This window comes from Paenarthrobacter sp. CCNWLY172, assembly GCF_037402035.1.
Taxonomy (GTDB): domain Bacteria; phylum Actinomycetota; class Actinomycetes; order Actinomycetales; family Micrococcaceae; genus Arthrobacter.
The window spans coordinates 14831-39435 of record NZ_JBBEGB010000020.1 but is presented as its reverse complement, the minus strand read 5'-3'; the positions used below and the strand labels follow the sequence as shown (position 1 = coordinate 39435).

18 protein-coding genes are annotated in these 24605 nt (G+C 63.9%); 5 read left to right on the top strand and 13 right to left on the bottom strand.

Annotated features, from left to right (window positions below; all coding sequences use genetic code 11):
- Window positions 1-304: 304 nt before the first annotated feature.
- From tyrS to WBN73_RS20795, 3 genes are all read right to left on the bottom strand, one after another.
- Window positions 305-1615, bottom strand: a complete 1311-nt coding sequence (tyrS, locus tag WBN73_RS20805; RefSeq protein WP_280627681.1) for a tyrosine--tRNA ligase — start codon at window positions 1613-1615, stop codon at window positions 305-307.
- Window positions 1616-1652: 37 nt separating this feature from the next.
- Window positions 1653-3881: a HelD family protein gene (locus WBN73_RS20800; protein ID WP_337341180.1), complete on the bottom strand. Its 2229-nt coding sequence runs from the start codon at window positions 3879-3881 to the stop codon at window positions 1653-1655.
- A gap of 89 nt (window positions 3882-3970) precedes the next feature.
- Window positions 3971-4639, bottom strand: a complete 669-nt coding sequence (locus WBN73_RS20795) for a DNA-3-methyladenine glycosylase (RefSeq protein WP_207597070.1) — start codon at window positions 4637-4639, stop codon at window positions 3971-3973.
- 79 nt (window positions 4640-4718) lie between these two features.
- Here WBN73_RS20795 and WBN73_RS20790 point away from each other — a divergent pair, with 79 nt between their 5' ends.
- Window positions 4719-6224, top strand: coding sequence for a DNA-3-methyladenine glycosylase 2 family protein (locus WBN73_RS20790; RefSeq protein ID WP_337341181.1), 1506 nt, complete (start codon window positions 4719-4721; stop codon window positions 6222-6224).
- A gap of 95 nt (window positions 6225-6319) precedes the next feature.
- Here WBN73_RS20790 and WBN73_RS20785 read toward each other — a convergent pair whose 3' ends face one another.
- The 9 genes from WBN73_RS20785 to argC form a co-directional block, all read right to left on the bottom strand.
- Window positions 6320-7057 (bottom strand): maleylpyruvate isomerase family mycothiol-dependent enzyme, encoded by a 738-nt coding sequence (locus WBN73_RS20785; protein ID WP_337341182.1) that lies wholly within the window; start codon window positions 7055-7057, stop codon window positions 6320-6322.
- A gap of 84 nt (window positions 7058-7141) precedes the next feature.
- The gene (argH, locus tag WBN73_RS20780) at window positions 7142-8557 is read right to left on the bottom strand and encodes an argininosuccinate lyase (RefSeq protein ID WP_337341183.1); all 1416 of its coding nucleotides are present in this window, start codon (window positions 8555-8557) and stop codon (window positions 7142-7144) included.
- Window positions 8557-9762 carry an argininosuccinate synthase gene (locus WBN73_RS20775; RefSeq protein ID WP_207597066.1) on the bottom strand — a complete coding sequence of 402 codons (1206 nt, stop codon included), beginning with the start codon at window positions 9760-9762 and terminating at the stop codon, window positions 8557-8559. Before WBN73_RS20775 ends, argH begins: the two co-directional genes overlap by 1 nt.
- A gap of 68 nt (window positions 9763-9830) precedes the next feature.
- Window positions 9831-10370 carry an arginine repressor gene (locus tag WBN73_RS20770; protein ID WP_089594443.1) on the bottom strand — a complete coding sequence of 180 codons (540 nt, stop codon included), beginning with the start codon at window positions 10368-10370 and terminating at the stop codon, window positions 9831-9833.
- Window positions 10370-11374 carry an ornithine carbamoyltransferase gene (gene argF, locus WBN73_RS20765; RefSeq protein ID WP_207597065.1) on the bottom strand — a complete coding sequence of 335 codons (1005 nt, stop codon included), beginning with the start codon at window positions 11372-11374 and terminating at the stop codon, window positions 10370-10372. Before argF ends, WBN73_RS20770 begins: the two co-directional genes overlap by 1 nt.
- Complete coding sequence (locus tag WBN73_RS20760; RefSeq protein ID WP_337341184.1) at window positions 11371-12696, bottom strand: acetylornithine transaminase; 1326 nt, start codon at window positions 12694-12696, stop codon at window positions 11371-11373. The genes argF and WBN73_RS20760 overlap by 4 nt, the downstream gene beginning before the upstream one ends.
- Entirely contained in the window at window positions 12693-13649 is a 957-nt protein-coding gene (argB, locus tag WBN73_RS20755; RefSeq protein WP_337341185.1) for an acetylglutamate kinase, read from the bottom strand. Before argB ends, WBN73_RS20760 begins: the two co-directional genes overlap by 4 nt.
- Before the next feature lie 10 nt (window positions 13650-13659).
- Window positions 13660-14826: a bifunctional glutamate N-acetyltransferase/amino-acid acetyltransferase ArgJ gene (gene argJ / locus WBN73_RS20750; protein WP_337341186.1), complete on the bottom strand. Its 1167-nt coding sequence runs from the start codon at window positions 14824-14826 to the stop codon at window positions 13660-13662.
- The gene (gene argC, locus WBN73_RS20745) at window positions 14823-15854 is read right to left on the bottom strand and encodes an N-acetyl-gamma-glutamyl-phosphate reductase (RefSeq protein ID WP_207597062.1); all 1032 of its coding nucleotides are present in this window, start codon (window positions 15852-15854) and stop codon (window positions 14823-14825) included. The genes argJ and argC overlap by 4 nt, the downstream gene beginning before the upstream one ends.
- A gap of 167 nt (window positions 15855-16021) precedes the next feature.
- Here argC and WBN73_RS20740 point away from each other — a divergent pair, with 167 nt between their 5' ends.
- The 4 genes from WBN73_RS20740 (at window position 16022) to WBN73_RS20725 (ending at window position 23592) form a co-directional block, all read left to right on the top strand.
- Window positions 16022-17110 carry a fatty acid desaturase family protein gene (locus WBN73_RS20740; RefSeq protein ID WP_207597061.1) on the top strand — a complete coding sequence of 363 codons (1089 nt, stop codon included), beginning with the start codon at window positions 16022-16024 and terminating at the stop codon, window positions 17108-17110.
- Between the two features lie 85 nt (window positions 17111-17195).
- Window positions 17196-18161 (top strand): quinone oxidoreductase family protein, encoded by a 966-nt coding sequence (locus WBN73_RS20735; protein WP_337341187.1) that lies wholly within the window; start codon window positions 17196-17198, stop codon window positions 18159-18161.
- Between the two features lie 160 nt (window positions 18162-18321).
- Entirely contained in the window at window positions 18322-22236 is a 3915-nt protein-coding gene (locus tag WBN73_RS20730; RefSeq protein WP_337341197.1) for a Pls/PosA family non-ribosomal peptide synthetase, read from the top strand.
- Window positions 22237-22248: 12 nt separating this feature from the next.
- Window positions 22249-23592, top strand: coding sequence for a M1 family metallopeptidase (locus WBN73_RS20725; protein WP_337341188.1), 1344 nt, complete (start codon window positions 22249-22251; stop codon window positions 23590-23592).
- On the opposite strand, the gene WBN73_RS20720 is transcribed toward WBN73_RS20725, so the two are convergent.
- Window positions 23589-24242: a 4'-phosphopantetheinyl transferase family protein gene (locus tag WBN73_RS20720; protein ID WP_337341189.1), complete on the bottom strand. Its 654-nt coding sequence runs from the start codon at window positions 24240-24242 to the stop codon at window positions 23589-23591. The two genes, WBN73_RS20725 and WBN73_RS20720, sit on opposite strands and share 4 nt — an antisense overlap.
- Window positions 24243-24605 lie beyond the last annotated feature (363 nt).

Below are 24605 nucleotides of genomic sequence, written 5' to 3'. Positions count from 1 at the left end.
CCAACACAAGGAAAACACCCCCAAAACCACCCCACCACACCCCAAACCAACCCAAGTGAAGCCCATCACACAACCCCGCCCCACAACAACCACCGACACCACACCACCCCACCAACGCCGTCGAACCCCAACCAAACCCAAGGAAGGCGAGAGAGCCTCCGCCCCAAACCCGAGGGATGTGAGAGAGCATCCGCCCCAAACCCGAGGAACGTGAGAGCGACGAGGATGACATGCACGGAATCGCAGAAAGGGCCGGCAACCCTAACGGTTGCCGGCCCTTTCGGAACTCGGTGGAAAGAGAGAACTAAGCAGAAACCTTAATGGTCGCAAGGTTTTTCTTGCCACGCCGGAGGAGCAAGTACCGTCCGTGCAGCAGTTGATCCTGGGCAATGACGGCGTCGGGATCGGAGACCTTGGTGTTGTTCACGTACGCGCCGCCCTCCCCTACGGTCCGACGGGCAGCCGACTTGCTGTCGGACAGACCCGAGGCAACCAGGAGGTCGATGATCCCCAAACCGTCGGTGCCGATCGTCGCCAAAGGAAGTTCGGCGGTGGCGGCTTCAAGGGTTCGCTCATCCAGAACTGTGAGATCGCCGTTGCCGAAGAGTGCAGCCGAAGCTGCAATGACCTTCTCCGTTGCCTCGACGCCATGAACGAGCGAGGTCACTTCGAAAGCGAGCTTTTTCTGGCCCTCGCGGGCAAATGGACGCTCCGCCACAGCTTCTCCAAGTGCCTCAATCTCTGCACGCGAAAGGAAGGTGAATACCTTGAGACGGTCCACAACATCCGCGTCCGCCGTGTTCAGCCAGAACTGGTAGAACGCGTACGGGCTGCACATGTCCGGGTCCAGCCAGATGGCGTTCCCCTCGCTCTTGCCGAACTTGGTGCCATCGGAGTTGGTGATCAGCGGCGTCCCCAATGCGTGGACGCTCTTGCCTTCCACCTTGCGGATCAGTTCGGTTCCGCTGGTGAGATTGCCCCACTGGTCAGAGCCGCCGGTCTGCAGCGCGCAGCCGTAATCCCGGAAGAGTTGGAGGTAGTCCATGCCCTGCAGGATCTGGTAGCTGAATTCGGTGTAGCTGATGCCTTCGTCGGAGTTCAGGCGGGACGCCACAGCATCCTTGCGGAGCATGGTGCCCACACGGAAGTGCTTGCCGATTTCACGCAGGAAGTCGATAGCAGTCAGCGGCGCCGTCCAGTCCAGGTTGTTCACCATGCGGGCCGGGTTTTCGCCCTCGAAACTGAGGAAGCGGCGCACCTGGCCCTGCAGGTAACCAACCCACTCAGCAACGGTGTCCTTGGTGTTCAAGGTGCGTTCCGCCGTCGGACGTGGGTCACCGATCAGGCCAGTGGACCCACCCACCAGGCCGAGCGGCTTGTGGCCTGCCAACTGCAGGCGTCGCATCACCAGCAACTGCACAAGGTTGCCCAGGTGCAGGGAGGGCGCGGTGGGATCGAAGCCACAGTAATACGTGATCGGGTCCCCGGCGAGCAGCTTTTCCAGTTCCGTTTCATCGGTGGAAACGTGGATCAGGCCGCGCCATTTGAGCTCCTGCCAGACATTGGCAAAAGCGGGATCGTTGTGCTGGGACTCGAGGTTGTTTACGTGTGACACGAGATCTAAGTTAGCAGGATTGCGGAGGCCCGTTTTCCTAGCGCTCGATACCCGCAGGTACCGGGGCGGCGGCAATGAGACGCAAGCGCTGCGTGGCTCGCGTCATGGCGACGTAGAGGTCGCCCACCTTGCCGTGCTCATGGTTCAGCATGGCGGCCGGTTCCAGGACCACCACCCCATCGAACTCCAGGCCCTTGGCCTCCTTGGGGCTGATGACCACGATGTCCTGTTCGTAGCTGCCCGCCCCGGCGCCAATACGGCGGCCGTAGACCTCCCGCAGCGCAGCGGTGGCCTGCGGAAGAAGAGGCCCGTCGGCAATGACAGCCAGCAGGCCGCCGTCGATCGCTTCAACTTCCTCGGGCAGGACGTCCACCAGGTGCGACACGATGCTGTCGGCATCGACGCGGTCCACAATGGGCGACCATTTACCTTCGCGCACGGCCTTGGGAGCCGAGACCACCAGTCCCGCGCGGTTGGCCATGCGGACTGCGGCTTCGGCGATCTGCGAGGGCGTGCGGTAGTTGACGGTGAGTTCTTCGAGGGTCCAGCGGTCACCGAACGACGGCGCCAAGGCACTCTGCCACGAATTGGCACCTGCCGCAGCACTCGTCTGGGCAATATCACCGACGATCGTGAACGACTTCAGCGGGCAGCGGCGTACCAGGAGCCGCCACTGCATGGGTGAGAGTTCCTGGGCTTCGTCAACCACAATGTGGCCGAAAGCCCATGAACGGTCGCTGGTGGCACGTTCCGCCGCGGTCAGGCGGCCTTCGCGTTCCTGGTTCTGGTCGGCAAGTTCTTCAGCCGAGACCAGGACGTCGACACCCATGGCTTCCATGTTGGCAAGAGTCTGCTTGGCGTTGGCGATGTCGCGTGCGCGGTCGGCCTCCTGCTGGGCCAATCCCCTGCCGGCTGCCGGGTCCAGTTCGCCCAACAGTTCAGCAGCTTCATCCAACAGCGGAACGTCAGCTTCCGTCCAGGGCGCGTCCACGGGCCGCTGCAGCAGCGAACGCTGTTCAGGCGTCAGGTGCGGTGTGCAGGCTTCAAGGATGGCCGGCTTGCTGAAGAGCTCGGAGATGAGCTTCTCCGGTGTCATCGGCATCCAGCAGAGGTTCAGCGCAATGCGCACGTCCTTCGCCGACCGGACGTCTTCCGCCAGGTAGGCGCGATCTGCGTTGTTGCCGATGTTGCCTTCCTCGACGAGGTCCGTCAGCTGTTCCGTGAGCTCGCGAAGGAGGATCTTCACGAACGTGAGCCGCGCTTCGTTGTGGGGTTTCCCCGTGGCGCGGGCCTTTTCCCGGGCACGGCGGACCTGACGGACAGTCAGAGTGAGCTTCCGTGAATCGACTTCCAGGATGCGGTCTTCAGCAGGCGTCCGTTGGCGGTTCGCGACGGCGTTGGCCACCACCATGGCCATGTCCAGTTTGCCCTTGAGTGCGGCAACGTCGGCGTCTTCCTCGGGGATGGCATGGATGCCGGGCATCAGGCGGCCAAGGCTTGCCATGACCACTCCGGTCTCGCCGAGGGATGGCAGTACGCGTTCGATGTAATGCATGAAGGACGACGACGGTCCAACGAGCAACACGCCGGCGCTCTTGAGCCGTTCGCGGTGCGTGTATAGCAGATAAGCAGCGCGGTGCAGGGCAACGGCGGTCTTTCCCGTTCCGGGACCGCCTTGGACCACCAACGCGCCGGAGATGGAGGATCGGATGATCCGGTCCTGCTCAGACTGGATGGTGCCCACGATGTCCGACATGCGGCCCGTGCGCTTGGAGTTCAGTGCTGCCAGCAGTGCGCCTTCACCTTGGAGAGAGTCGTTGTCTGCGAGCATCCCCGCGTCCAGGACATCGTCTTCAATCGCTTTCACGTCGCGCCCCTGAAGGATCAGGTGGCGACGGCGACGCACGCCTTGACGATCGAACGCCGTGGCTTGGTAAAAATGCCCGGCTTCGGGCGCACGCCAATCGACCATCAGTCGCTGGAGATCGGCAGTAGAGAGACCGATGCGCCCGATGTATTGTGCTTCACCGGAGTCAAGGTCAAGGCGGCCGAAGACCAAGCGGTCGTCGACGGCGTCGAGCTGGGCAAGGCGGTCTTCGTACAGGGCCGCGAACGCGTCACGCTCGGAAACGTTCTGCATGGTTCCCACCGCGCCGGCCTTCCGCACCTGCGCCAGCTGGGCGCGCTTTTCGGCGCGCAGCTCATCGAGCCGGGCGTACAGCCCGGCCACATATTCCTGCTCGTGGACCAAATCAGCGTCGTGCATCGAACCGTAACCCCTATCGCAAAAGACAGACCGTCCATTCTACAGCGATTTTGGTAAACGCGTGGGGTACAAGTCATGTGGTGGGACGGTTATTGCGGAACGACCCTATTTCGGGGCCGTGCTGCCTTGTACCGCGACACCGTTGGATCGTCTTCGATCCAAAAGCGCCAAGGATATTCCGTGGTGCCGCCAGGACCCGATACACCCACCCGCGGTCCGCTGGCGACGGCGGCTGCGGGTGTCGCCGGCAACCACAAGCTGAACGGTGAAGCGAGCGCGTCACGGCCGGTGTCCGCCGTCGTGAGTCCCAACGCGGAGGCGAGCCGGGCCGGTCCGCTGGCGAGGTCCTTGTGCGCTTTGGAGGCTGGCCTGCGGACGGCGGCGAGCTCCTCCCCCTCTACAACTTCTCCTGCCCGCAGGAGCAGCGCGGATGCGAATCCGTCGGGTCCACAGACAATGTTCGCGCAATAGTGCATCCCGTACGTGAAGTAGACGTAGAGGAATCCGGGTGCCCCGAACATGGGCGCATTACGGGCCGTCGGGCCACCGAAAGTGTGTGATCCAGGGTCAGGGTGTTCCGAACCGCGCGGCCCCATATAGGCCTCCACTTCGGTGAGCCTTACGGAGACAGGGCCGGCATCGGACTGGTGGGTGAGGACGGCTCCCAGGATCAACGGGGCAATGTCGCGGGCATCGCCCTGGAGAAAACTGCGCACGTCGTCGGGATGACCGATTCCGTTTTCCGTGAACGATCCCATCCCCAGACCCTAGCAAACTGCCAACGCCCATGTCCGATTTCCGCTAGCCGTGGTCGCGGCCGGCTGGCAGGATGAAGCCATGGACTTCTGGCAGCGCTACCGGGCAATCGACGCCCGGGACACACGGTTCGACGGGCAGTTCTTCACGGCCGTCAGTTCTACAGGCATCTATTGCCGGCCATCGTGCCCCGCCAGAACCCCCAAAGCCGAGAACGTCACGTTCTACGAAACCTCGGCCGCTGCCCATGAAGCCGGCTACCGCGCCTGCAAGCGGTGCCTGCCCGAAGCTGTCCCGGGAACTCCGGCCTGGAACATCCGCTCGGACATAGCCGGCCGGGCCATGCGGCTGATCAACGACGGCGTGATCACCCGCGAGGGCGTCGACGGCCTCGCCCACCGGTTGGGCTACTCCGCACGGCAACTCAATCGCATCCTCAGCAATGAACTTGGCGCCGGTCCACTATCGCTGGCACGGGCCAGCAGGGCACAAACCGCCAGGACCCTGTTGGTCTCCACCGATATGCTCCTTGCCGACGTTGCGTTTGCTTCGGGTTTCAACAGCGTGCGGCAATTCAACGACACCATTGGCGAAGTGTTCGCCATGACCCCGACGGCGGTGCGCGCTACCGGGGCCAAGTCCAGGCAACACCGGGGTACCGTTGCTGCGGTGCACGCCCCCGCGGCCTTGACGCTGAACCTTCCTTACAGGGAGCCCTTCGATCCGGGCATTTTCGATTTCCTGGCAGTACGAGCGGTGCCGGGCATCGAGACGGTGCGCACCTCGGAGGACGGAACAGGCACCGATGGAAGCAAGACTTACGCCCGCACCCTGCGCCTGCCGCGGGGCAGTGCCTCCTTCTCTGTCTCGTATAAACCCTCAGCTCCCGGCAAACCCTTGCAACTTACAGCTGCGGTGCTGGACCTCCACGATCTCCCGGCACTCTTGAGCCGGGTCCGGAGGCTGTTCGACGTGGACGCTGATCCCCAGGCAATCGACGACGCTCTGGCAACAGATGCGAGGCTGACTGCCAGTGTGACCGCGATCCCAGGAATACGCGTGCCGGGGGCTGTGGATCCCCACGAACTACTCTTCCGGGCCATGATCGGGCAGCAAATCACCGTAGCAGCCGCGCGAACGGCCCTCACTCAGTTATCTGCTGCCGGAACCAGCGTGGATAGCGCCACCCCCGGCTTGGAGCGTTTGTTTCCGACGGCGGCCGAGATCGCCGAACACGGGCGAGCGTTCCTTCGTGGACCCCAGCGGCGGATTGACTCCATCATGGCCGCGTCCGAAGCCATGGCCAGCGGAGCACTTGATTTCGGCTACGGCGACGATCCCACCAGCCTCGAAAGCAAGTTGCTCCCCTTGTCCGGAGTGGGGCCATGGACTGTTGGCTACGTGGCAATGCGTGTCCTCGGTGCTCCGGATGTTCTCCTGGCCAATGATGCCGCGGTCCGGAACGGCATGAAGGTCCTGCCCGCCGGCACTGGGCTCAGCGCCGATTTCAGGGAGGTCAGCCCGTGGCGTTCGTATGCCACCATGCACCTCTGGCGGGCTGCAGCGGAAAAAACCCGAAGCAATTAGCTCCCGGGACCTGAGAGAGCGACCCGCCCAAACACGAGGGACCTGAGAGAGCGACCCGCCCAAACACGAGGGACGTGAGAGAGCGTGCGCGCGGCTCAGCGGGCGGCGGGCTGGGGTGCCGGCCAGGGCAGCAGGTCCGGCAGGTCCACTCCATCGGCGGCCGCTGTTGCGCGAAGGCTGCCCAGGCTGGGCTCTCGGCCCGCAAGCCACGCGGCGATGTCGGTCAGCATGCCGGTAATCGCGATGGAGGTGCCGCCGCTGCCAATGGTCCTCTGTGGCAGGCCGGTGGGCTGCAGGACGAATTTGTACGTGTCAGGGACACGTGCAGCGAGGAAGCCAATCAGGTGTTCGCAGAAAGGCCTGTTCCATGTCTCCGGCCCGAACCCCACACCCAAATCCGACGCATGGATGGTGAGCTCCCGCCATAGGGCCAGGCCGCCGTCGAGCACTGTCCCGTCCCGGTACGCAATACGCGCCTGCCAGTCCTCCGGTCCCAAGGCATCGAACGCGGCAATTGCCGCATCCACGGCGGTGGTGACGGCCTCCGTGTGCTCCGTGAGGCTGTGCCCCGCCGCGAGTGCGATGGCCTTGTTACGGCCGTCCATGCCGCCGTCGTACAGTTCCCCGGTTTCGCCGCGGCGCGCGTACTCAAGTTGCCGGGCCATGGCATTGGAGATCCCGGCAAGGTGGGCGAGGACGTGACCCCGGGTCCAGCCTGGCAGCTCCGACGGTTCAGCGACGGATGAGTCATCCAGTTTGGCGAGGAGGCGGGTGACGGTGCCGGCGGCTTTGTGAAGCTCGGCGGGCAACGTCTCGGGGGTGATCTGAGTCATAGCGCCATGTTAACGCACGGCGGGACGGCACCTCGCGATGCCCTGCCCGAAGGCATGGCCGCGACGTGCCGTCCCGCACGTGGTCTAGCTGGCGTAAGAACGCGCTGCGTCCAGTTCTGCTTGGAGCGCCGTCAGTTGCCGTTCGACGGCGGCCGGCGCCGTTCCGCCCTGGGAGTTGCGGCTGTTGAGCGACCCTTCGGTGCTGAGGACACTGCGGACCTCAGGAGTCAGGTGCACCGAGATCGCTGCGTATTCCTCGTCCGTCAGGTCCCACAGCTCAACGCCACGGCCTTCGGCCTGCTTGACGGCAGCGCCGGAGAGCTCGTGGGCCTCGCGGAAGGGGACGCCCTGGCGGACCAGCCATTCTGCGATGTCCGTTGCCAGCGCGAAACCCTGGGGGGCCAGGGATTCCATGCGCTCGGTGTTGAACTTCAGCGTGGCGATCATGCCGGACACGGCCGGAAGCAAAAGCTCCAGGGTGTCGGCGGCGTCGAAGACCGGTTCCTTGTCCTCCTGCAGATCGCGGTTGTAAGCGAGCGGCAGTCCTTTCAGGGTTGCCAGCAGACCGGTCAGGTTGCCGATAAGCCTGCCTGCTTTGCCACGGGCGAGCTCAGCGACGTCCGGGTTCTTCTTTTGCGGCATGATCGAGGACCCCGTGGAGTACGAGTCATGCAGCGTGACAAAGGAGAACTCCTTGGTGGCCCAGAAGATGACTTCCTCGGAGATCCGGGACAGGTCCACGCCAATCATGGAACACACCCAGGCGAACTCGGCGAAGACATCGCGGGAAGCGGTGCCATCGATCGAGTTGTGGACGGCCGAGAAGAATCCGAGGTCAGCAGCAACAGCCTCGGGGTCCAAACCAAGCGAAGAACCGGCCAAAGCACCGGAACCGTACGGCGAAACACCGGCGCGCTTGTCCCAGTCCTGGAGCCGCTGCACGTCGCGCAGCAAAGCCCAGGCATGGGCCAGGAGGTGGTGGCTCAGCAACACCGGCTGGGCGTGCTGCAGGTGTGTCCGGCCCGGCATGGCAACGCCTTGGTGGGCCTTGGCCTGCTCCACCAGGGCGTCGATGGTGGCAAGGACACCGCCGGCGATGATGCGTGCATGGTCGCGAAGGAACATACGGCCCAGGGTGGCCACCTGGTCGTTGCGTGAACGGCCGGCGCGGAGTTTGCCGCCCAGCTGGGTCCCGGCGCGCTCAATCAGGCCACGTTCCAGGGAACCGTGAACATCCTCGTCGCTCTCGGCCGGCAGGTAGGCGCCGCTCGCGACGTCCTCGTCCAGCTGGGTGAGTGCGGAAAGCATGCCTTCGAGCTCGGCGTCGTCCAGCAAACCTGCTTTGGCCAGCACGCGGGCGTGGGCCTTGGAGCCGGCGATGTCATAGCGGGCAAGCCGCCAGTCAAAGTGGGTGGACTTGCTCAGTGCGGCCAGCGCATCCGCGGGGCCACCGGCGAACCGGCCGCCCCACAGTGCACCTTCGTTTGTTGCCGAGGCCATTACTTGCCTGCGACGCGCAGGTCGCGGCCGGAGGCAACCTTGGAGGACATGCCCCACAGCTCGATGAAGCCACGTGCCATTGACTGGTCGAAGGTATCGCCGGTGTCGTAGGTGGCGAGGTCGAAGTCGTACAGCGAGGTCTCGGAGCGACGACCGTTGACTACTGCCTGGCCACCGTGGAGGACCATGCGGATGTCGCCGGAAACGTACTGCTGCGTGTCCTCGATGAAAGCGTCCAAGGAGCGCTTCAGCGGGGAGAACCACTGTCCGTCGTACACCAGCTCGGACCAGCGCTGGCCAACGGTGGCCTTGAAGCGGGCCTGCTCGCGCTCGATGGTGATGTCCTCGAGGTGCTTGTGCGCGGTGATCAGCGCCATGGCACCCGGGGCTTCGTAAATTTCGCGGGACTTGATGCCAACAAGGCGGTCCTCGACGACGTCGATGCGGCCGACGCCCTGGGCGCCAGCACGGCGGTTAAGTTCCTGGATGGCCTGCAGCGGGGTGACCTTGACGCCGTCGATCGCTACCGGCACGCCGGCCTGGAAGGAGATGGTGACCTCGTCCGGTGCCGGGGGGAATTCCGGGGTGGCCGTGTAGTCGTAGATGTCCTTGGTGGGAGCGTTCCAGATGTCCTCGAGGTAGCCGGTCTCAACGGCGCGTCCCCAGACGTTCTGGTCGATCGAGTACGGGTTCTTCTTGGTGGTCTCGATCGGCAGTCCCTTCTCCTCGGCGAAGGCGATGGCCTTGTCGCGGGTCAGGGCGAGGTCGCGAACCGGTGCGATGCACTTCAGGTCCGGGCCGAGGGTCTGGATGCCGACTTCGAAACGGACCTGGTCGTTGCCCTTGCCGGTGCAGCCGTGGGCAACGGTGGTGGCGCCGAATTCGCGGGCAGCCTTGACGAGGTGCTTCACGATGACCGGACGGGAGATGGCCGAAACCAGCGGATAGTGGCCCTGGTACAGGGCGTTGGCCTTCAAGGTGGGCATGGCGTACTCGTTGGCGAACTCGTCGCGGGCGTCGGCTACATAGGCCTCGACGGCGCCGCAACCGAGGGCGCGCTGGCGGATGGTCTCCAGGGACTCGCCACCCTGTCCGACGTCGACGGCCACAGCGATGACCTCGGCACCGGTGGCTTCACCGATCCAGCCGATGGCTACGGAAGTATCAAGGCCACCGGAGTAGGCCAGAACAATGCGCTCAGTCACGAGAGTGCTCCTTTGTTGTTGCTTGGTTCATTCGAATCAATGCTGGTGTGAATCAATGCTGGGAAAATCTATTGGTTGGCCGGCCCGGCTTCTTCGGCCATGCGCAGGAAACGCGCCGCCAGTTCCGCCCCGCCATCGGGATCCCGGGCGACCAACAGCAAAGTGTCATCGCCTGCGATCGTACCCAATACAGAGGGCATCACCGAGTGGTCCACGGCCAGTGCCAGGAAGTTCGCCGCACCCGGCGGGGTACGAAGGACCACGATATTGCCCGAGGCCTCCGCGGTGACCAGGAGTTCGCCGCACAACCGCGTCAGACGTGCATCCAGAATCTCCTGGGTCACGCCGCTCTTGGCGTTGCGGTCGCCGCCCTCCCCCGGAACGGCGTAAACCAACGCGCCTTCCTTTCCGCGGACCCGGACTGCGCCCAGCTCCACGAGGTCCCTGGATAACGTGGCCTGGGTGACCTGGACGCCGTCGTCCGCCAGCAGGGCTGCAAGCTCTGCCTGGGAGCGCACTGACTCACCTGTCAAGATCGCGGTGATACGCGCCTGGCGGGCAGTCTTGGTGGCTGGGCTGGCGCCCGGCACGGACGGGTTGGTGGACACTAGAACGTGCTCTCCCCGGTACCTTCAACAGGTGAAAGGCCCTCCACGAAAGCAAGTCCCGAGCGGTGCATCAACCATGCCATGAGTGCCTTCTGGGCGTGGAGGCGGTTTTCCGCCTCATCCCACACGATCGACTGCGGGCCGTCGATGACGTCCGCCGAAATCTCGTAACCGCGGTAAGCGGGAAGGCAGTGAAGCACGACGGCGTCCGGCGCAGCTTGCGCCATGGCGGCCTCGTCCACGGAATATTCACGGAAGAGTTGCATCCGCGCTTCCTTTTCGGACTCCTGGCCCATGGAAACCCAGGTGTCTGTTGCAACGACGTCGGCGCCCTTGAGGGCCTCGGCAGCATCGCTGGTGATGAGGACCGAACCGCCGGTCTCCGCAGCCCGTTCCTCTGCAGCGGCAACAATTTCCGCGGCAGGGAGATACCCCTCCGGCCCGGAGATGCGAACGTGCATCCCGGCAGTGACGCCGGCAAGGAGGTACGAGTTGGCCATGTTGTTGGCGGCATCGCCCAGGTACGCCATGCTCAGTCCGGCCAGCTCGCCCTTGTGTTCCTTGACGGCAAGGAGGTCGGCCAGGAGCTGGCAGGGGTGGTAATCGTCGCACAGGGCATTGATGACGGGGACCTTGGAGTTTTCAGCCATCGCCACCAGTCCGGCGTGCGCCCCGGTCCGCCACACAATGGTGGACACCATGCGCTCCAGGACTTTGGCAGTGTCCTCCACGGATTCCTTATGGCCGATCTGCGCTTCCCCCGGGTTGATAATCAATGCGTTGCCACCCATGTCTGCGATGCCCGTGGCGAACGAGACGCGGGTGCGGGTGGAGGTCTTGTCAAAGATCACTGCAACGGTCTTGCGGCCGTTGCCCTCTGCGGCGAAGGGCTGCACGCTGTAAGGCGCGGCCTTCATCCGGACGGCGAGTTCCAGGACCTCAGCCTGCTCGGCGGGGCTCAGGTCCGTGTCCTTGAGGAAGTGACGGGTGGTTGACGTGCTCACTGTGCATCCTTAGCGGTTTGGGCGGTAGCCGTGGCGATCAAGGCGGGCAGGGCTGACAGGAACCGGTCGGCCTGCTCGGTGGTCAGGATCAGCGGAGGGGCGAGACGGATGGTCCGCGGGCCCGGACTGTTGATGATGAAGCCTGCATCCAAAGCTGCGGTCACCATGGCAGGTGCGATGTCGGCGTTCACGTCGAATCCAATCAGCAGGCCCTCGCCGCGGACTTCACTGACAGCATCGACGTCAGCCAGCCCTTCGCGCAGGTGCGCGCCGACGCTCAGCACGTTCCGCAGGAGACCTTGGCTTTCGATGGCGTGCAGCGTGGCCAGCGCGGCGGCCGTAGCCACCGGGTTTCCGCCGAAAGTGGTGCCGTGCTGCCCTGCGGTGAGCAGGGCCGACGTCGTACTTCCGAAGGTGACAAGGGCACCCACCGGGAACCCGCCGCCAAGGCCCTTGGCGAGCGTGACGGCGTCAGGCACAATTCCTGCGTCTTCGCTGGCAAGCCACTTTCCGGTGCGGCCGATGCCGGTCTGGACCTCGTCCAGGATCAACAACGCACCCGCTGCGGTGGTAGCTTCACGGGCTGCCTGCAGGTATTCGGCGCTGAGCGGCCGAACCCCCGCTTCGCCTTGGATGGGTTCCAGGAACACGGCAGCAGTGGAATCGTCGACGGCGGCACGCAGGGCCTCGATGTCACCAAACGGAATGTGGACCACACCACCTGGCAGTGGTTCAAACGGCGCACGGTAGGCCTCTTTGGCCGTGAGGGCCAAAGCACCCATGCTGCGGCCGTGGAAGGCACCCTCCAAAGCGATGATTTTGGTGCGCTTCCCGTCGGGATTGTTCCTGCGTGCCAGCTTGAACGCTGCTTCGTTGGCCTCGGTACCGGAATTGGCAAAAAAGACCTTGGAACCAGCCGGGGCCTTGCTGAGGGACAACAGCTTCTCGGCGAGAGCGATCTGCGTGGGGCTCGTGAAGAAGTTCGAGACATGGCCAAGCGTGGCCAGTTGGCTGGAAATCACGGAGGTGACGAAAGGATGCGCGTGGCCCAGGGCGTTCACAGCGATGCCGCCCAGGAGATCAAGGTATTCCTTCCCGTCTGCATCCCACACAAGGCAACCGGCGCCACGGACCAGGACCCGCTGGGGCGTGCCGAAGACACCCATCAGCGAGGACGAGTAGCGCGCCAGCCAATCGGCGCCTGAGCTCTGGGAAACGAGCGTGGCTGCGGCAGCCTCCGCAGCGATGGGGGCCCCTTCCGTCCCCAGCCGCCCCCCGACGCTGCTGCGGCCTTCGGCGGTATGGCTCAGTTCGGTGCTCATGCGTTCACTTCCTCGTCGGGTACTACTTGGGTGCCGATGCCCGCCGTCGTGAACGTTTCCAACAACATCGAGTGTGGGAGCCGGCCGTCCACGATGTGTGCGCGCTCCACGCCTTCGTCGATGGCCTTCAGGCAGGCGGCCATTTTGGGGATCATTCCCGACTCGAGGCGGGGAAGCATTTCGCGGAGTTCCGAGGCTGTCAGCGACGAGATCAGCGAGGATTTGTCCGGCCAGTTGGCGTACAGGCCTTCCACGTCGGTCAGGATGACGAGCTTGGTGGCACCCAGGGCCGAAGCAACGGCGGCAGCTGCGGTGTCGGCGTTAACGTTCAGTACCTGGCCGGTGGTCTGGAAGCCGTTTCCGTCGTCCACGATCTCCGGGGCCACGGTTGAAATCACGGGGATGCGACCGGCGTCGAGGATATCCGTGATGCCGGCTGGATCCACGCCCACGACTTCGCCCACCAGGCCGAGGTCCACTTCTTCGCCATCAACCACGGTGCCCGTGCGGACGGCGCGCAGCAGGCCACCATCCTCGCCGGACATGCCGACGGCATAAGGACCGTGGGAGTTAATGAGCCCTACGAGTTCACGGCCAACTTGACCTGTCAGGACCATGCGGACCACGTCCATGGCCTCGGGCGTGGTGACGCGCAGCCCACCCTTGAACTCCGACTCGATGCCGAGGCGGCCGAGCATGGAGTTGATCTGGGGGCCGCCGCCATGAACCACCACGGGGTGGATGCCCACGTGGTGGAGGAACACGATGTCCTCAGCGAAGGCGCGGCGGAGGTCGTCGTTGACCATGGCGTTGCCGCCGTACTTGATCACCATGGTGGTGCCGGCGAATCGTTGGATCCACGGCAGGGCTTCGATCAGCGTGCCGGCCTTGTCCTGGGCTGCCTCGGCCGAGACGTGGCTCGTGGACGTGGTTTCGCGGGTATGGGCAGTCATTGTCATTAGCTCAGCTCGAGTAGGCGCTGTTCTCATGCACGTAGTCGTGCGTGAGGTCGTTGGTCCAGATGGTCGCCTCAGCGTCGCCGGCCTGCAGGTCAATCTCGACCAAGACTTCGCGCGGCTCAAGGTCCACCAGGTTGCGGTCATCGCCGATAGCGCCGTTGCGGCAAATCTGCACACCGTTCATGGCGACGTTGAGCTGGTCCGCCTCGAAAACAGCATCTGTGGTCCCCACAGCCGAGAGCACGCGGCCCCAGTTGGGATCCTTGCCAAAGATGGCAGCTTTGAACAGGTTGGAGCGGGCAACACTGCGGCTGACGATTTCGGCGTCGCGTTCGCTGGCGGCGTTGAAGGTCCGGATCGCGATGTCGTGGCTGGCGCCTTCGGCATCACCGATGAGTTTGCGTGCCAGTTCGGCGCAGACGATGGTGACCGCTTCGCTCAACTGCTCGGCAGACGGCAGAGCTTCGGAGGCGCCGGATGCCAGCAGCACCACGGTGTCGTTGGTAGACATGCAGCCATCCGAGTCCGCGCGGTCAAAGGTGACGCGCGTGGCGTCACGGAGGACGACGTCGAGCTCATTCGCAGGAACCTCGGCGTCGGTGGTCAGGACCACCAGCATCGTCGCCAGGCCGGGCGCCAACATGCCGGCACCCTTGGCAATGCCTCCCACAGTGAACTGCTTGCCTTGGGCATCGGTGCCGGTGAAGACGGCTTCCTTGGACACGCTGTCAGTGGTCATGATGGCCGTGGCGGCAGCGGTACCGCCGTCTTCCGACAATTCACGGAAAGCCGCATCAACACCAGCAAGAATCTTGTCCATGGGCAGCTGCTCACCGATCAGGCCCGTGGAGCACACTACGACGTCGGAGGCTGAGATGCCCAGCACATCCGCCACTTTCTCGGCAGTAGCATGCGTGTTCTGGAAGCCCTGCGGGCCGGTGCAGGCGTTGGCGCCGCCCGAGTTCAAGACGACGGCATCCACACGGCCATCGCTGACTACCTGGCGTGACCAGTGAACCGGCGCAGCAGCTACACGGTTGGAGGTAAATACGGCAGCTGCGGACTTTTGCGGCCCGTCATTGACTACCAGGGCCAGATCCGGGTTCCCGGATGCCTTGATGCCGGCTTTGACGCCGGAGGCGCGGAATCCCTTGGGTGCGGTAATGGTCACGGTGCAACTCCCTGCAGGTTCAGGCCGGCGGTTTCATCCAGGCCGAGGGCAATGTTCATGGACTGCACGGCTCCGCCGGCGGTCCCCTTGGTGAGGTTGTCGATGGCGCACGTGACGATCACGCGGCCAGTGTGCTGGTCCAATGCCAACTGCATCACTGCGTGGTTGGAACCCTGCACTGACTTCGTGGTGGGCCATTGGCCTTCGGGAAGGAGGTGCACGAACGGTTCGTCGTCGTAGGCATCTGCCCAGGCCTGGCGCAGTTCAGCTTCCGTCACGCCGTGCTGTGCCTTAGCGGTGGCCGTTGTCAGGATGCCCCGGCTCATGGGAACCAACGTGGGCGTGAAGGAGACCGATACCGGTTCACCGGCCGCATTGGAGAGTCCCTGTTCGATCTCCGGCGTGTGGCGATGTCCGCCACCCACGCCGTAGGGGCTCATGGAACCCATGACTTCGGCACCGATCAAATTCACCTTGGCCGCCTTGCCGGCACCGGAGGTACCGGATGCCGCAACAATCACGACGTCGTCCGTCAGGAGGAGATTGTTGGCGAACCCGGGTGTCAGGGCGAGCAACGCCGACGTCGGGTAGCAACCAGGCACTGCGATGCGGGTGGCGCCCTTGAGGGCTTCACGCTGACCGGGCAGTTCAGGCAGTCCATAAGGCCATGTTCCTGCGTGCGCAGATCCGTAGAACTTTTCCCATGCCGCGGCGTCCTGCAAGCGGTGGTCCGCGCCGGCGTCGATCACTACGGTCCCCTCCGGCAACTGAGCAGCGATCTCGGCCGAAGCACCGTGCGGCAACGCCAGGAACACTACGTCGTGGCCGGACAGGTTCTCCACCGTGGTGTCTTCCAGAATCCTGCTGGCCAAACCATGGAGATGCGGCTGCAACTCCCCTAGTCTGGAACCGGCGTTGCTGTGTGCGGTGATGGCACCGATGGTGACGTTCGGATGGCCTGCCAGCAGGCGCAGCACTTCTCCTCCGGCGTAGCCGCTGGCACCGGAGACGGCAACAGAAATAGTCATGACTCCACTGTACAGCAAGAATATTCATGCTGTCCGATATTTATGCATGCAGTTGTGAGCAGTCTCATTATTTTGGGGATTGGACGTATGCTTAGTGAAGGGTGATCCAGACCGTGCAGTCCGAACGTCGGCTGCAGCGTTGCCCGTTAGCGATACGGGGCACATTTATGTCACCCACGTCCACCGCTGAGCGCCCCAAAGCTCGCGCAATTCAACCAAATCCCGTCGTCCAGAGCTACTCGGAGCTTCTCAAGAGCGTCAAGGCAGCCGGACTCCTGGAACGCCGTAGCGGCTTCTACATCTGGGTCTTCGTGGCCCTGGCACTCCTTATGGCCGGCACCTGGCTCGGCTTCGCACTGATCGGCGATTCCTGGTACCAGCTTTTGATCGCTGCAGCCGTAGGCATCCTGTGCACGCAACTGAGCTTCCTTGCCCACGAGGCAGGTCACAAGCAGATCTTCGCTTCCCGGCGTGCCAACGATTGGTCAGCCCGTCTCCTGGCCACAGGAGTTGCCGGCATCAGCTATTCCTGGTGGGAACAGAAGCACGGAGCCCACCACAACCACCCCAACGTCATCTCCAAGGACCCGGACATCCGGAACAACGCCTTGGTGTTCTATGAGGACGCTGCAGCCGAACGCAAAGGCCGCCTGGCTTTCCTCACCAAAAAGCAGGGCTGGTTCTTCTTCCCGCTCCTGACGCTCCTGGGTTTGAGCCTGCAGTTCGACTCCCTTCGCTTCGTCTTCGGCAAGCAGAAAGTACGTCACCGCTGGGTGGAGACGCCCATCCTCGTGACCAGGCTTGCCGCCCTCCCGGTCCTGGCTTTCACCTTCCTGCCCATCGGCATGGCGTTCGCCTTCCTTGGCGTCCAGATCATGGTTTACGGCTTCTACATGGGAGCCTCGTTCGCCCCGAACCACAAGGGCATGCCCGTCCTTCCCAAGGACAGCCGCGTGGACTTCCTCAACCGCCAGATCCTGACCTCGCGCAATATCTCCGGTGGTCTCTTCATGGACTTCCTCCTGGGTGGACTCAACCGCCAGGTGGAGCACCACTTGTTCCCGGACATGGCTCGCCCCCATTTGTACAAGGCCACAAAGATCGTCCGCGAGTTCTGCGCCAAGCACTCCATTTCCTACACGGAAACCACGTTGATGCAGTCCTACGGCATCGTGGTCAGATACCTCAATGACGTAGGCCTGGCAGCAGGCCGCGGCTTCGATTGCCCCGTGGCTTCGACGCACGGACGCTTCTAGGCGTTCAACAAGGGAAGCCCCAACTTCCCTAGGATGGAATCTGAAACCGGGCCCCGGAAGGACCGCCCCGGAGTGAGGAGCCACCATGACGCACGCCATCGTTGCGCAGCAGCCCGGAGGACCTGAGGTCCTCGAATACGCATCTGTGGAAATACCGAAACCTGGCCCCGGCCAGCTGTTGATCAAGGTCGCAGCTGCCGGGGTCAATTTCATTGAGACCTACCAACGCAGCGGCACCTACAAGGTGGAATACCCCTTCACCCCAGGCGCCGAAGCCGCCGGCACCGTGGAGTCCGTAGGCGAAGGTGTCACAGAATTTTCCGTTGGCGACCGGGTTGCCACGGCTGAGGGGTCCAGGACGTACGCAGAGTACGCCGTGGTGGAGGCGGCCAAGGCACTTCCGGTTCCTGACGGCGTCGACGATCACACCGCAGCAGCCCTGCCGCTGCAGGGCATCACTGCCCATTACCTGATGAACTCGTCGTTCCGCGTAGAGCCGGGCCACACCGTTCTGCTCCACGCAGGCGCAGGTGGCGTTGGTCTGCTGTTGACGCAGCTGCTGAAGGCCCGCGGAGCCCGTGTGATCACCACCGTGTCCTCTGATGAGAAGGCCGATCTCTCCACGCTTGCAGGCGCTGATGAAGTACTCCGTTACGAGGGCTTCGCTGACAGGGTCCGTGAACTGACCGACGGCGAGGGCGTCAACGTGGTGTACGACGGCGTCGGCAAAGACACCTTCGATGACTCCCTGAAGAGCCTGCGCATCCGGGGTGCCATGGTGCTCTTCGGTGCGGCCTCCGGCCCGGTGCCGCCCTTCGATCCCCAGCGTTTGAACGCCGCAGGTTCGCTGACGCTGACCAGGCCCACCATGGCGCACTTTGTGCAGAACGCCCAGGAACGCAGGTGGCGTTCAGCCGAGATTTTCGACGCCGCCGCCAACGGCACCCTCACTGTCAGGGTCGGTGCCACATACCCGTTGGCCGAAGCAGCCCAAGCGCACAGGGACCTCGAAGGCCGCCGCACCACCGGCAAAGTCCTGCTGGTTTCCTAAGCCCCCATGTCCGGTTCCCAACGGCCAGTGACGCGCAGGCAAACTGCTGTGCAACAGAAAGTGACGCGCAGGAAACGTCAGACACCTTTTGTTCATCTTTCTGCGGAAAGCTGACGTCGTGAGCACAGAACATCCATTGGGGGCCGGGCATATCCCTGCCATGACCACGTACCGTCCCCAGCTGCCGGGAGGCGCCGCCGCCCCGGCCGAGCGCACCCTCGTTGACATCCTGACAGAAACCGCATCGTCATTCCCCGAAGCCTCGGCACTGGATGACGGGCAGAAGTCCCTGAGCTACACCGAGCTTCTCAAGGCGGTACGCGCCTTCGCTGCCCGGCTCAATGCGGCAGGTCTTGGCCGGGGCGACAAAATCGGCGTTCGGATCCCATCCGGCACCAACGAGCTCTACATCGCCATCTTGGGAATCCTCATGGCTGGCGCTGCCTACGTTCCCGTGGATGCGGACGACCCCGACGAACGCGCCCGTCTGGTGTTCGGCGAAGCCAAGGTGGGTGCCATCATCGCTGCGGGCCTGGACATCCAGCTTTCCGGCGAGGCCCGGGAACCCATCTCCACACCCTCCCTCCCCGGACTGGACGACGATTCCTGGATCATCTTCACCTCCGGATCCACAGGAACCCCCAAGGGCGTTGCCGTCCAGCACCGGTCCTCGGCCGCGTTTGTTGACGCCGAGGCCAGGATCTTCCTTCAAGCTGAGCCTATTGGCCCCCAGGACCGGGTGTTGGCCGGCCTTTCGGTCGCCTTCGACGCTTCCTGCGAGGAAATGTGGCTTGCCTGGCGCCACGGCGCTTGCCTGGTACCGGCACCACGAGCGTTGGTTCGCACCGGCACGGACCTCGGCCCTTGGCTCATCAACCACGGCATCACGGTGGTTTCCACCGTGCCCACCCTGGCTGCGTTGTGGCCTGCCGAAGCACTCGAAAACGTCCGCCTCCTGATTTTCGGCGGTGAAGCGTGCCCGCCCGAACTGGCCGAACGCTTGGCGGTGGACGGCCGGGAAGTCTGGAACACCTACGGGCCCACAGAGGCTACGGTCGTTGCCTGTGCCGCTCCCCTGGGCGGACCCGGCCCCGTGCGGATCGGGCTTCCACTGGATGGCTGGGACCTTGCCGTCGTCGATCCGCAGAGCGTCCCGGTGGCCGAAGGTGAGATCGGTGAATTGATCATCGGCGGTGTCGGGCTTGCCCGCTACCTCGATCCCGCAAAGGACGCCGAGAAGTACGCTCCCATGGCATCGCTGGGATGGGGCCGGGCCTATCGATCGGGTGACCTGGTCCGCTTCGAAGCCGAGGGTCTGATCTTCATGGGCCGCGCCGACGAACAGGTGAAACTGGGTGGACGCCGGATCGAACTGGGCGAAGTGGATGCTGCGCTCCAGTCCTTGCCGGGCGTCGCCGGTGCTGCTGCGGCCGTGCAGACCACGGCTGCCGGCAACCAGATCCTGGTGGGCTACCTGGCCCCCGTTGACGGCTACGAGCTGTCCATGGACGAGGCACGCCGGCTGCTTGGCGAAAGCCTGCCGGCCGCTTTGATCCCCCTGCTGACCGTGGTGGATTCGCTCCCGACCAAGACGAGCGGAAAAGTTGACCGTCACGCTTTGCCGTGGCCGCTGGCAGGAGCCGGTGCCACCGAAGCCGGGAACGCCCCGCTGAACCTGCCCGATGACGCCCGTTGGGTGGTTGAGCAATGGGAATCCGTGCTGGGAAGTCCCGTCGGCTCCCTGGACGCCGACTTCTTCGCTTATGGTGGCGGATCCTTGGCTGCGGCGCAGCTCGTTTCTGCCCTTCGCGTCCGGTATCCCACCATCACCGTGGCGGATATCTATGCCACGCCACGTGTCGGCGCACTGATCGACACAGCGCGGCAATCACTTCCCGACGGCGGCGCGCCGGGTCCCGCTGCAGAGCGCACCGTGCGGCCCACGGCGCTGAAGTCACAGATCTTCCAGGTCCTGATGGGCGTGCCCTTACACATCCTGGTGGGGATGCGTTGGCTCACCTACCTCATGGCCGCCAACAGGTTGCTGGCAGACTTTGCTGGATTTACCGCCGCACCCGTCGTGTCGTGGTGGTGGATCGCAGCGTCCTGGCTGGTCTTCGTCAGCCCCCTGGGCCGGATGACGATCTCGGTGGTTGCAGCCAGGGTGCTTCTTGGCAGGATCGAACCCGGCACTTACCCACGTTCCGGAAAGACCCACCTGCGCTTGTGGCTGGCCGAGCAAATACAAGACCTGTCGGGCGCCATCGGTCTGGCCAGCGCCCCGTTCGTCCCTTACTACGCACGGGCCCTCGGAGCCAAGATCGGCAAGGATGTCCACCTGCACTCACTGCCCCCGGTCACCGGTTTGCTGTCCCTCGGAAGCGGAGCCAACATCGAGCCCGAGGTGGACCTTTCCGGATGGTGGGTGGATGGTGACTCCGTCCATATCGGGCAGATCCATGTAGGAGCCGGCGCAGTCGTCGGCGCCCGAAGCACCCTGATGCCAGGGGCCACCATCGGTGCGGGTGCGCGCGTCGAAGCCGGGTCGGCAGTACTGGGCAAAGTGAAGGCCGGGCACCTTGTAGCCGGCTCCCCCGCCGAGCGCCGTGGAAAAGCGAAGCAAGAGTGGCCTGAAACGATCACCCGGCGGCCAGTGGTTGACAGGCTCTGGTTCTCCGCCTTTGCCAGCGCTTCGGCGCTCCTGGCCCTTATTCCTTACATTTCTGCGTTCGCGGCGGCCTTGGTTGTCCTGGCTTTCATGCAGGGCCACGAATCCCTGGAAACTGCGCTTGCTCAAATAGCTCTGGCATTGCCTCTTGCGGCGTTGGTGTGGTTCTTCGGCAACCTGCTGCTCATCCTGATGGTTGCCCGGCTTCTCGGGGTGGGTTTGAAGGAGGGTTACTACGGGGTCCGCAGCCGTGTCGGGTGGCAGGTTTGGGCCACGGAACGCCTTCTGGACATGGCCCGGGACCTCCTTTTCCCGGTCTACGCAAGCCTTTTCACACCGATCTGGCTGCGCCTTCTGGGCGCCAAAGTCGGCAAAAACGTGGAAGTTTCAACCGTTCTGTTGGTTCCTAAAATGACGACCATTGGGGATGGAGCCTTCCTGGCTGACGACACCATGGTGGCCTCCTACGAACTCGGTGGGGGCTGGATGAAGATTGCTCCCGCCAAAATAGGAAAGCGCTCCTTCCTGGGCAACTCGGGCATGACTGCTGCGGGACGAAACGTTCCCAAGAACTCCCTCGTTGCAGTTCTGTCTGCCACGCCGGCGAAAGCCAAATCCGGCACGTCCTGGTTGGGCAGCCCGCCGGTCAGGCTGCGCCGCACTGCCGTCGCTGCTGACCAAACCCGGACCTTCCAGCCGCCCCGCAGGCTCAAGGTTGCCCGGGCGTTGTGGGAACTGTGCCGGCTGGTGCCTGTCATCCTCACAGTTGCCATCGCCGTCAGCGTCATGCTGGTTCTGGATTGGATAGCGAGTGGATGGGGCTACTGGGTGGCAGCCGTCCTGGGTGGTGTCGTGATGCTGGCAGCAGGTGCCGTGGCCGCATTGAGCTCCATCGTGGCCAAGTGGGCCCTGGTGGGGACCATCCGCGCGGGTGAGCACCCCTTGTGGAGCTCATTCATCTGGCGCAACGAGGTAGTGGACACCTTCATCGAAATGGTGAGTGCCCCGTGGTTTGCCCGCTCCGCCGCCGGAACTCCCGCCTTGGTGTGGTGGCTTCGCGGCCTCGGAGCGAAGATCGGCCGTGGGACCTGGTGTGAAAGCTACTGGCTGCCCGAAGCTGACCTGGTAACGCTCGGTGAGAATTCCACCGTCAACCGTGGCTGCGTTGTCCAGACGCACCTGTTCCACGACCGCGTGATGAGCCTGGACACCGTGCTGCTCGGTAACGGAGCCACCATGGGTCCGCACGGCGTCATCCTCCCCGCGGCCAGCATCGGCGACGGCGGAACTGTTGGTCCGGCGTCGTTGGTTATGCGGGGTGAGACAGTGCCGGCCGGAACGTATTGGATGGGCAACCCGGTGAGCCCATGGGTGGGTCCGTCAACACAAGCGCCGCGCCTCAAGTAGATTGGACGGATCATGACCGTACCAATCACCGCCCCCACGACCGAAGCTGACCCCTATGCTCTGGACCACGGCAGCAGCAACTACCGTGTGGACCGGTACGAGTTGGATCTCGACGTCAGGTTGGGCAGCAACAAGCTGATCGGCAAGGCGGTCCTGCGGTGCACGGCGTTAAAACCCCTGGCACAGATTGTCCTCGACCTGGTGGGCCTGCGGGCCGGCAAGGTCCAGCTGGATGGCAAGAAGCTCCAGAAATTCAGCCACAGGGCCGAACACCTGGTGCTCAACCCGGCCTCCCCGCTTAAGCCCGGCCAGCAGTTCTCCTTGGAGATCCGCTACGACGGGAACCCCCAGCCCCGCCGCGGGCTTTGGGGCGATGTGGGGTGGGAAGAACTGAACGACGGCGTACTGGTGGCCGGCCAGCCCAACGGTGCGGCCTCCTGGTTCCCCTGCAATGACCATCCACGCTACAAGTCCAGCTTCCTTATCTCCGTGACCACAGACGACAACTACCGGCCGGTGTGCAACGGCACGCTGATCTCCCACTCCCGCAAGTCGAGCAGGGAGACCTGGGTCTATGAACACGCTGAACCCATGGCCACCTACCTCGCCACCGTTCAGATCGGCCGGTACGTCAGAGTTCCCCTGCACAATGACGACACCCATCACCGGGTGCCGCAGTTCGTAGCAGTCACGCCCGAGATGGCGGTGGATGCTCTGCAAGGCCTGCGCCGCCAGCCGGACATGATGCGCACCTTCGAGGATTGCTTCGGACCGTATCCGTTCACGGACTACACGTCGGTGGTCACTGAAGACGAACTGGAAATCCCGTTGGAAGCCCAAACCGTCTCCATCTTCGGCCGAAACCACATGCGCGAGTCCTGGGACGCCCAGCGCCTGATCGCCCACGAGCTTTCCCACCAGTGGTTCGGCAACTCGCTGACCGTGAGCAGCTGGAAAGACATCTGGCTCCATGAAGGATTCGCCTGCTACGCGGAGTGGTTGTGGTCCGAAGAATCCAGGACCATGACTGTTGCTGCACGGGCAACGGCTGCATGGAAGAGGCTCGACGCCGCGCCCCAGGATCTGCTGGTCGGAGACCCCGGCCCTGAGCTGATGTTCGACGACCGCGTCTACAAGCGCGGCGCCCTTGCCGTTCACGCGGTGCGGATGGCAGCTGGGGACGAGGCCTTCTTTGGTTTCCTGCAGCACTGGACTGCCACCAACCGGCATGGCTCAGTGTCGACGGAGGCGTTCATTGAGGCTGCGGATTCGTTCATTCCGGGCTTTGATGCTGCGTCGATTCTCCGGCCATGGCTCTACGAGGCTGCGCTTCCGCCGCTGCCTCCAGCGCGCTAGCCCAGTGCCAGGGCGGCAACCAAACCGTCAGGCAGTTTTCGGTTTTCTTGGATGCCGGTGACATCCCGCAGGCCGGGCAGGTCCAGCACATCCAGCTCTGCGGGGTTGCGCCTCAGGCCCTCCCCCGTCATCTTCAGCCACGCCTCTTTGCGTGCCCACAGGCGCGCGCGCTGACTATCTCGCTCCTGATCCGGGATGGTGGACAGGAAGCGTTTCTCGGTTGCGGTCAGTGCGACGTCGTCGAAGCCTTCGAAGGTTGCTTTGCCAGTCGATTCAAGATCCACTCCCAGCCGTAGTTCTTCGGGAGCATGCACGACGCCGGCCAGTAGTACCCAGCCCGACGCCCGGGATGCACTGAGCGCCAGAGGTGCGGGGCCGCCGTCGAGCATGAACCCTGGGCGACCATGGTCCTGGCCGGGGCCGCACCGCGGACAGTGATAGTCAGGAACGAGTCGAGCAGGATCCACTTCCAGGAGCGCAGCGGCAAAGTCCAGCAAGGCCACCCGCCCTGCAATGAACTCTTCACGGTCTGCGGGGTTGGCGTAGCGAAGGGCGCGCTCGAGGGCCAGCTGGCCGAGCAGTTCAAGCGCGCCTCCTGCGCCGGGCGTCTCATCGAGCCTCCGCAGGTCAAGCACCGGATTCTGCATCATGCCCTCCTCTCACGGCTAAGTCCCCAGCCCAATGTCGCAACAGCTATGGGTGGATTTCCCCCTTCTGTGAGGCTTCAAACGACTCTGCCATCGCCCCGCGTCTATGCCCAAATCGGGTTCCGTACGACAGGTGTTAGACCATCCTGACAGGCGCTGAATGGAGAAGTGGCCTCTTACCTGTGAAGGCTTTTCTCGGGCCAAACCAGCGCGCCTCGCCCGTCGTGTCGCGGAGCAGTACGTGTGCACCACAGGTTGCGTCCCTCAGCTATAAGCTACGGAGCGTCTCACGAGCCTGTATGTAGCCGACCGCGGCGTGCTTAGACCCCTACGTTCCTTTCGTTCTGGAGGTTGTCCGCACTCCAG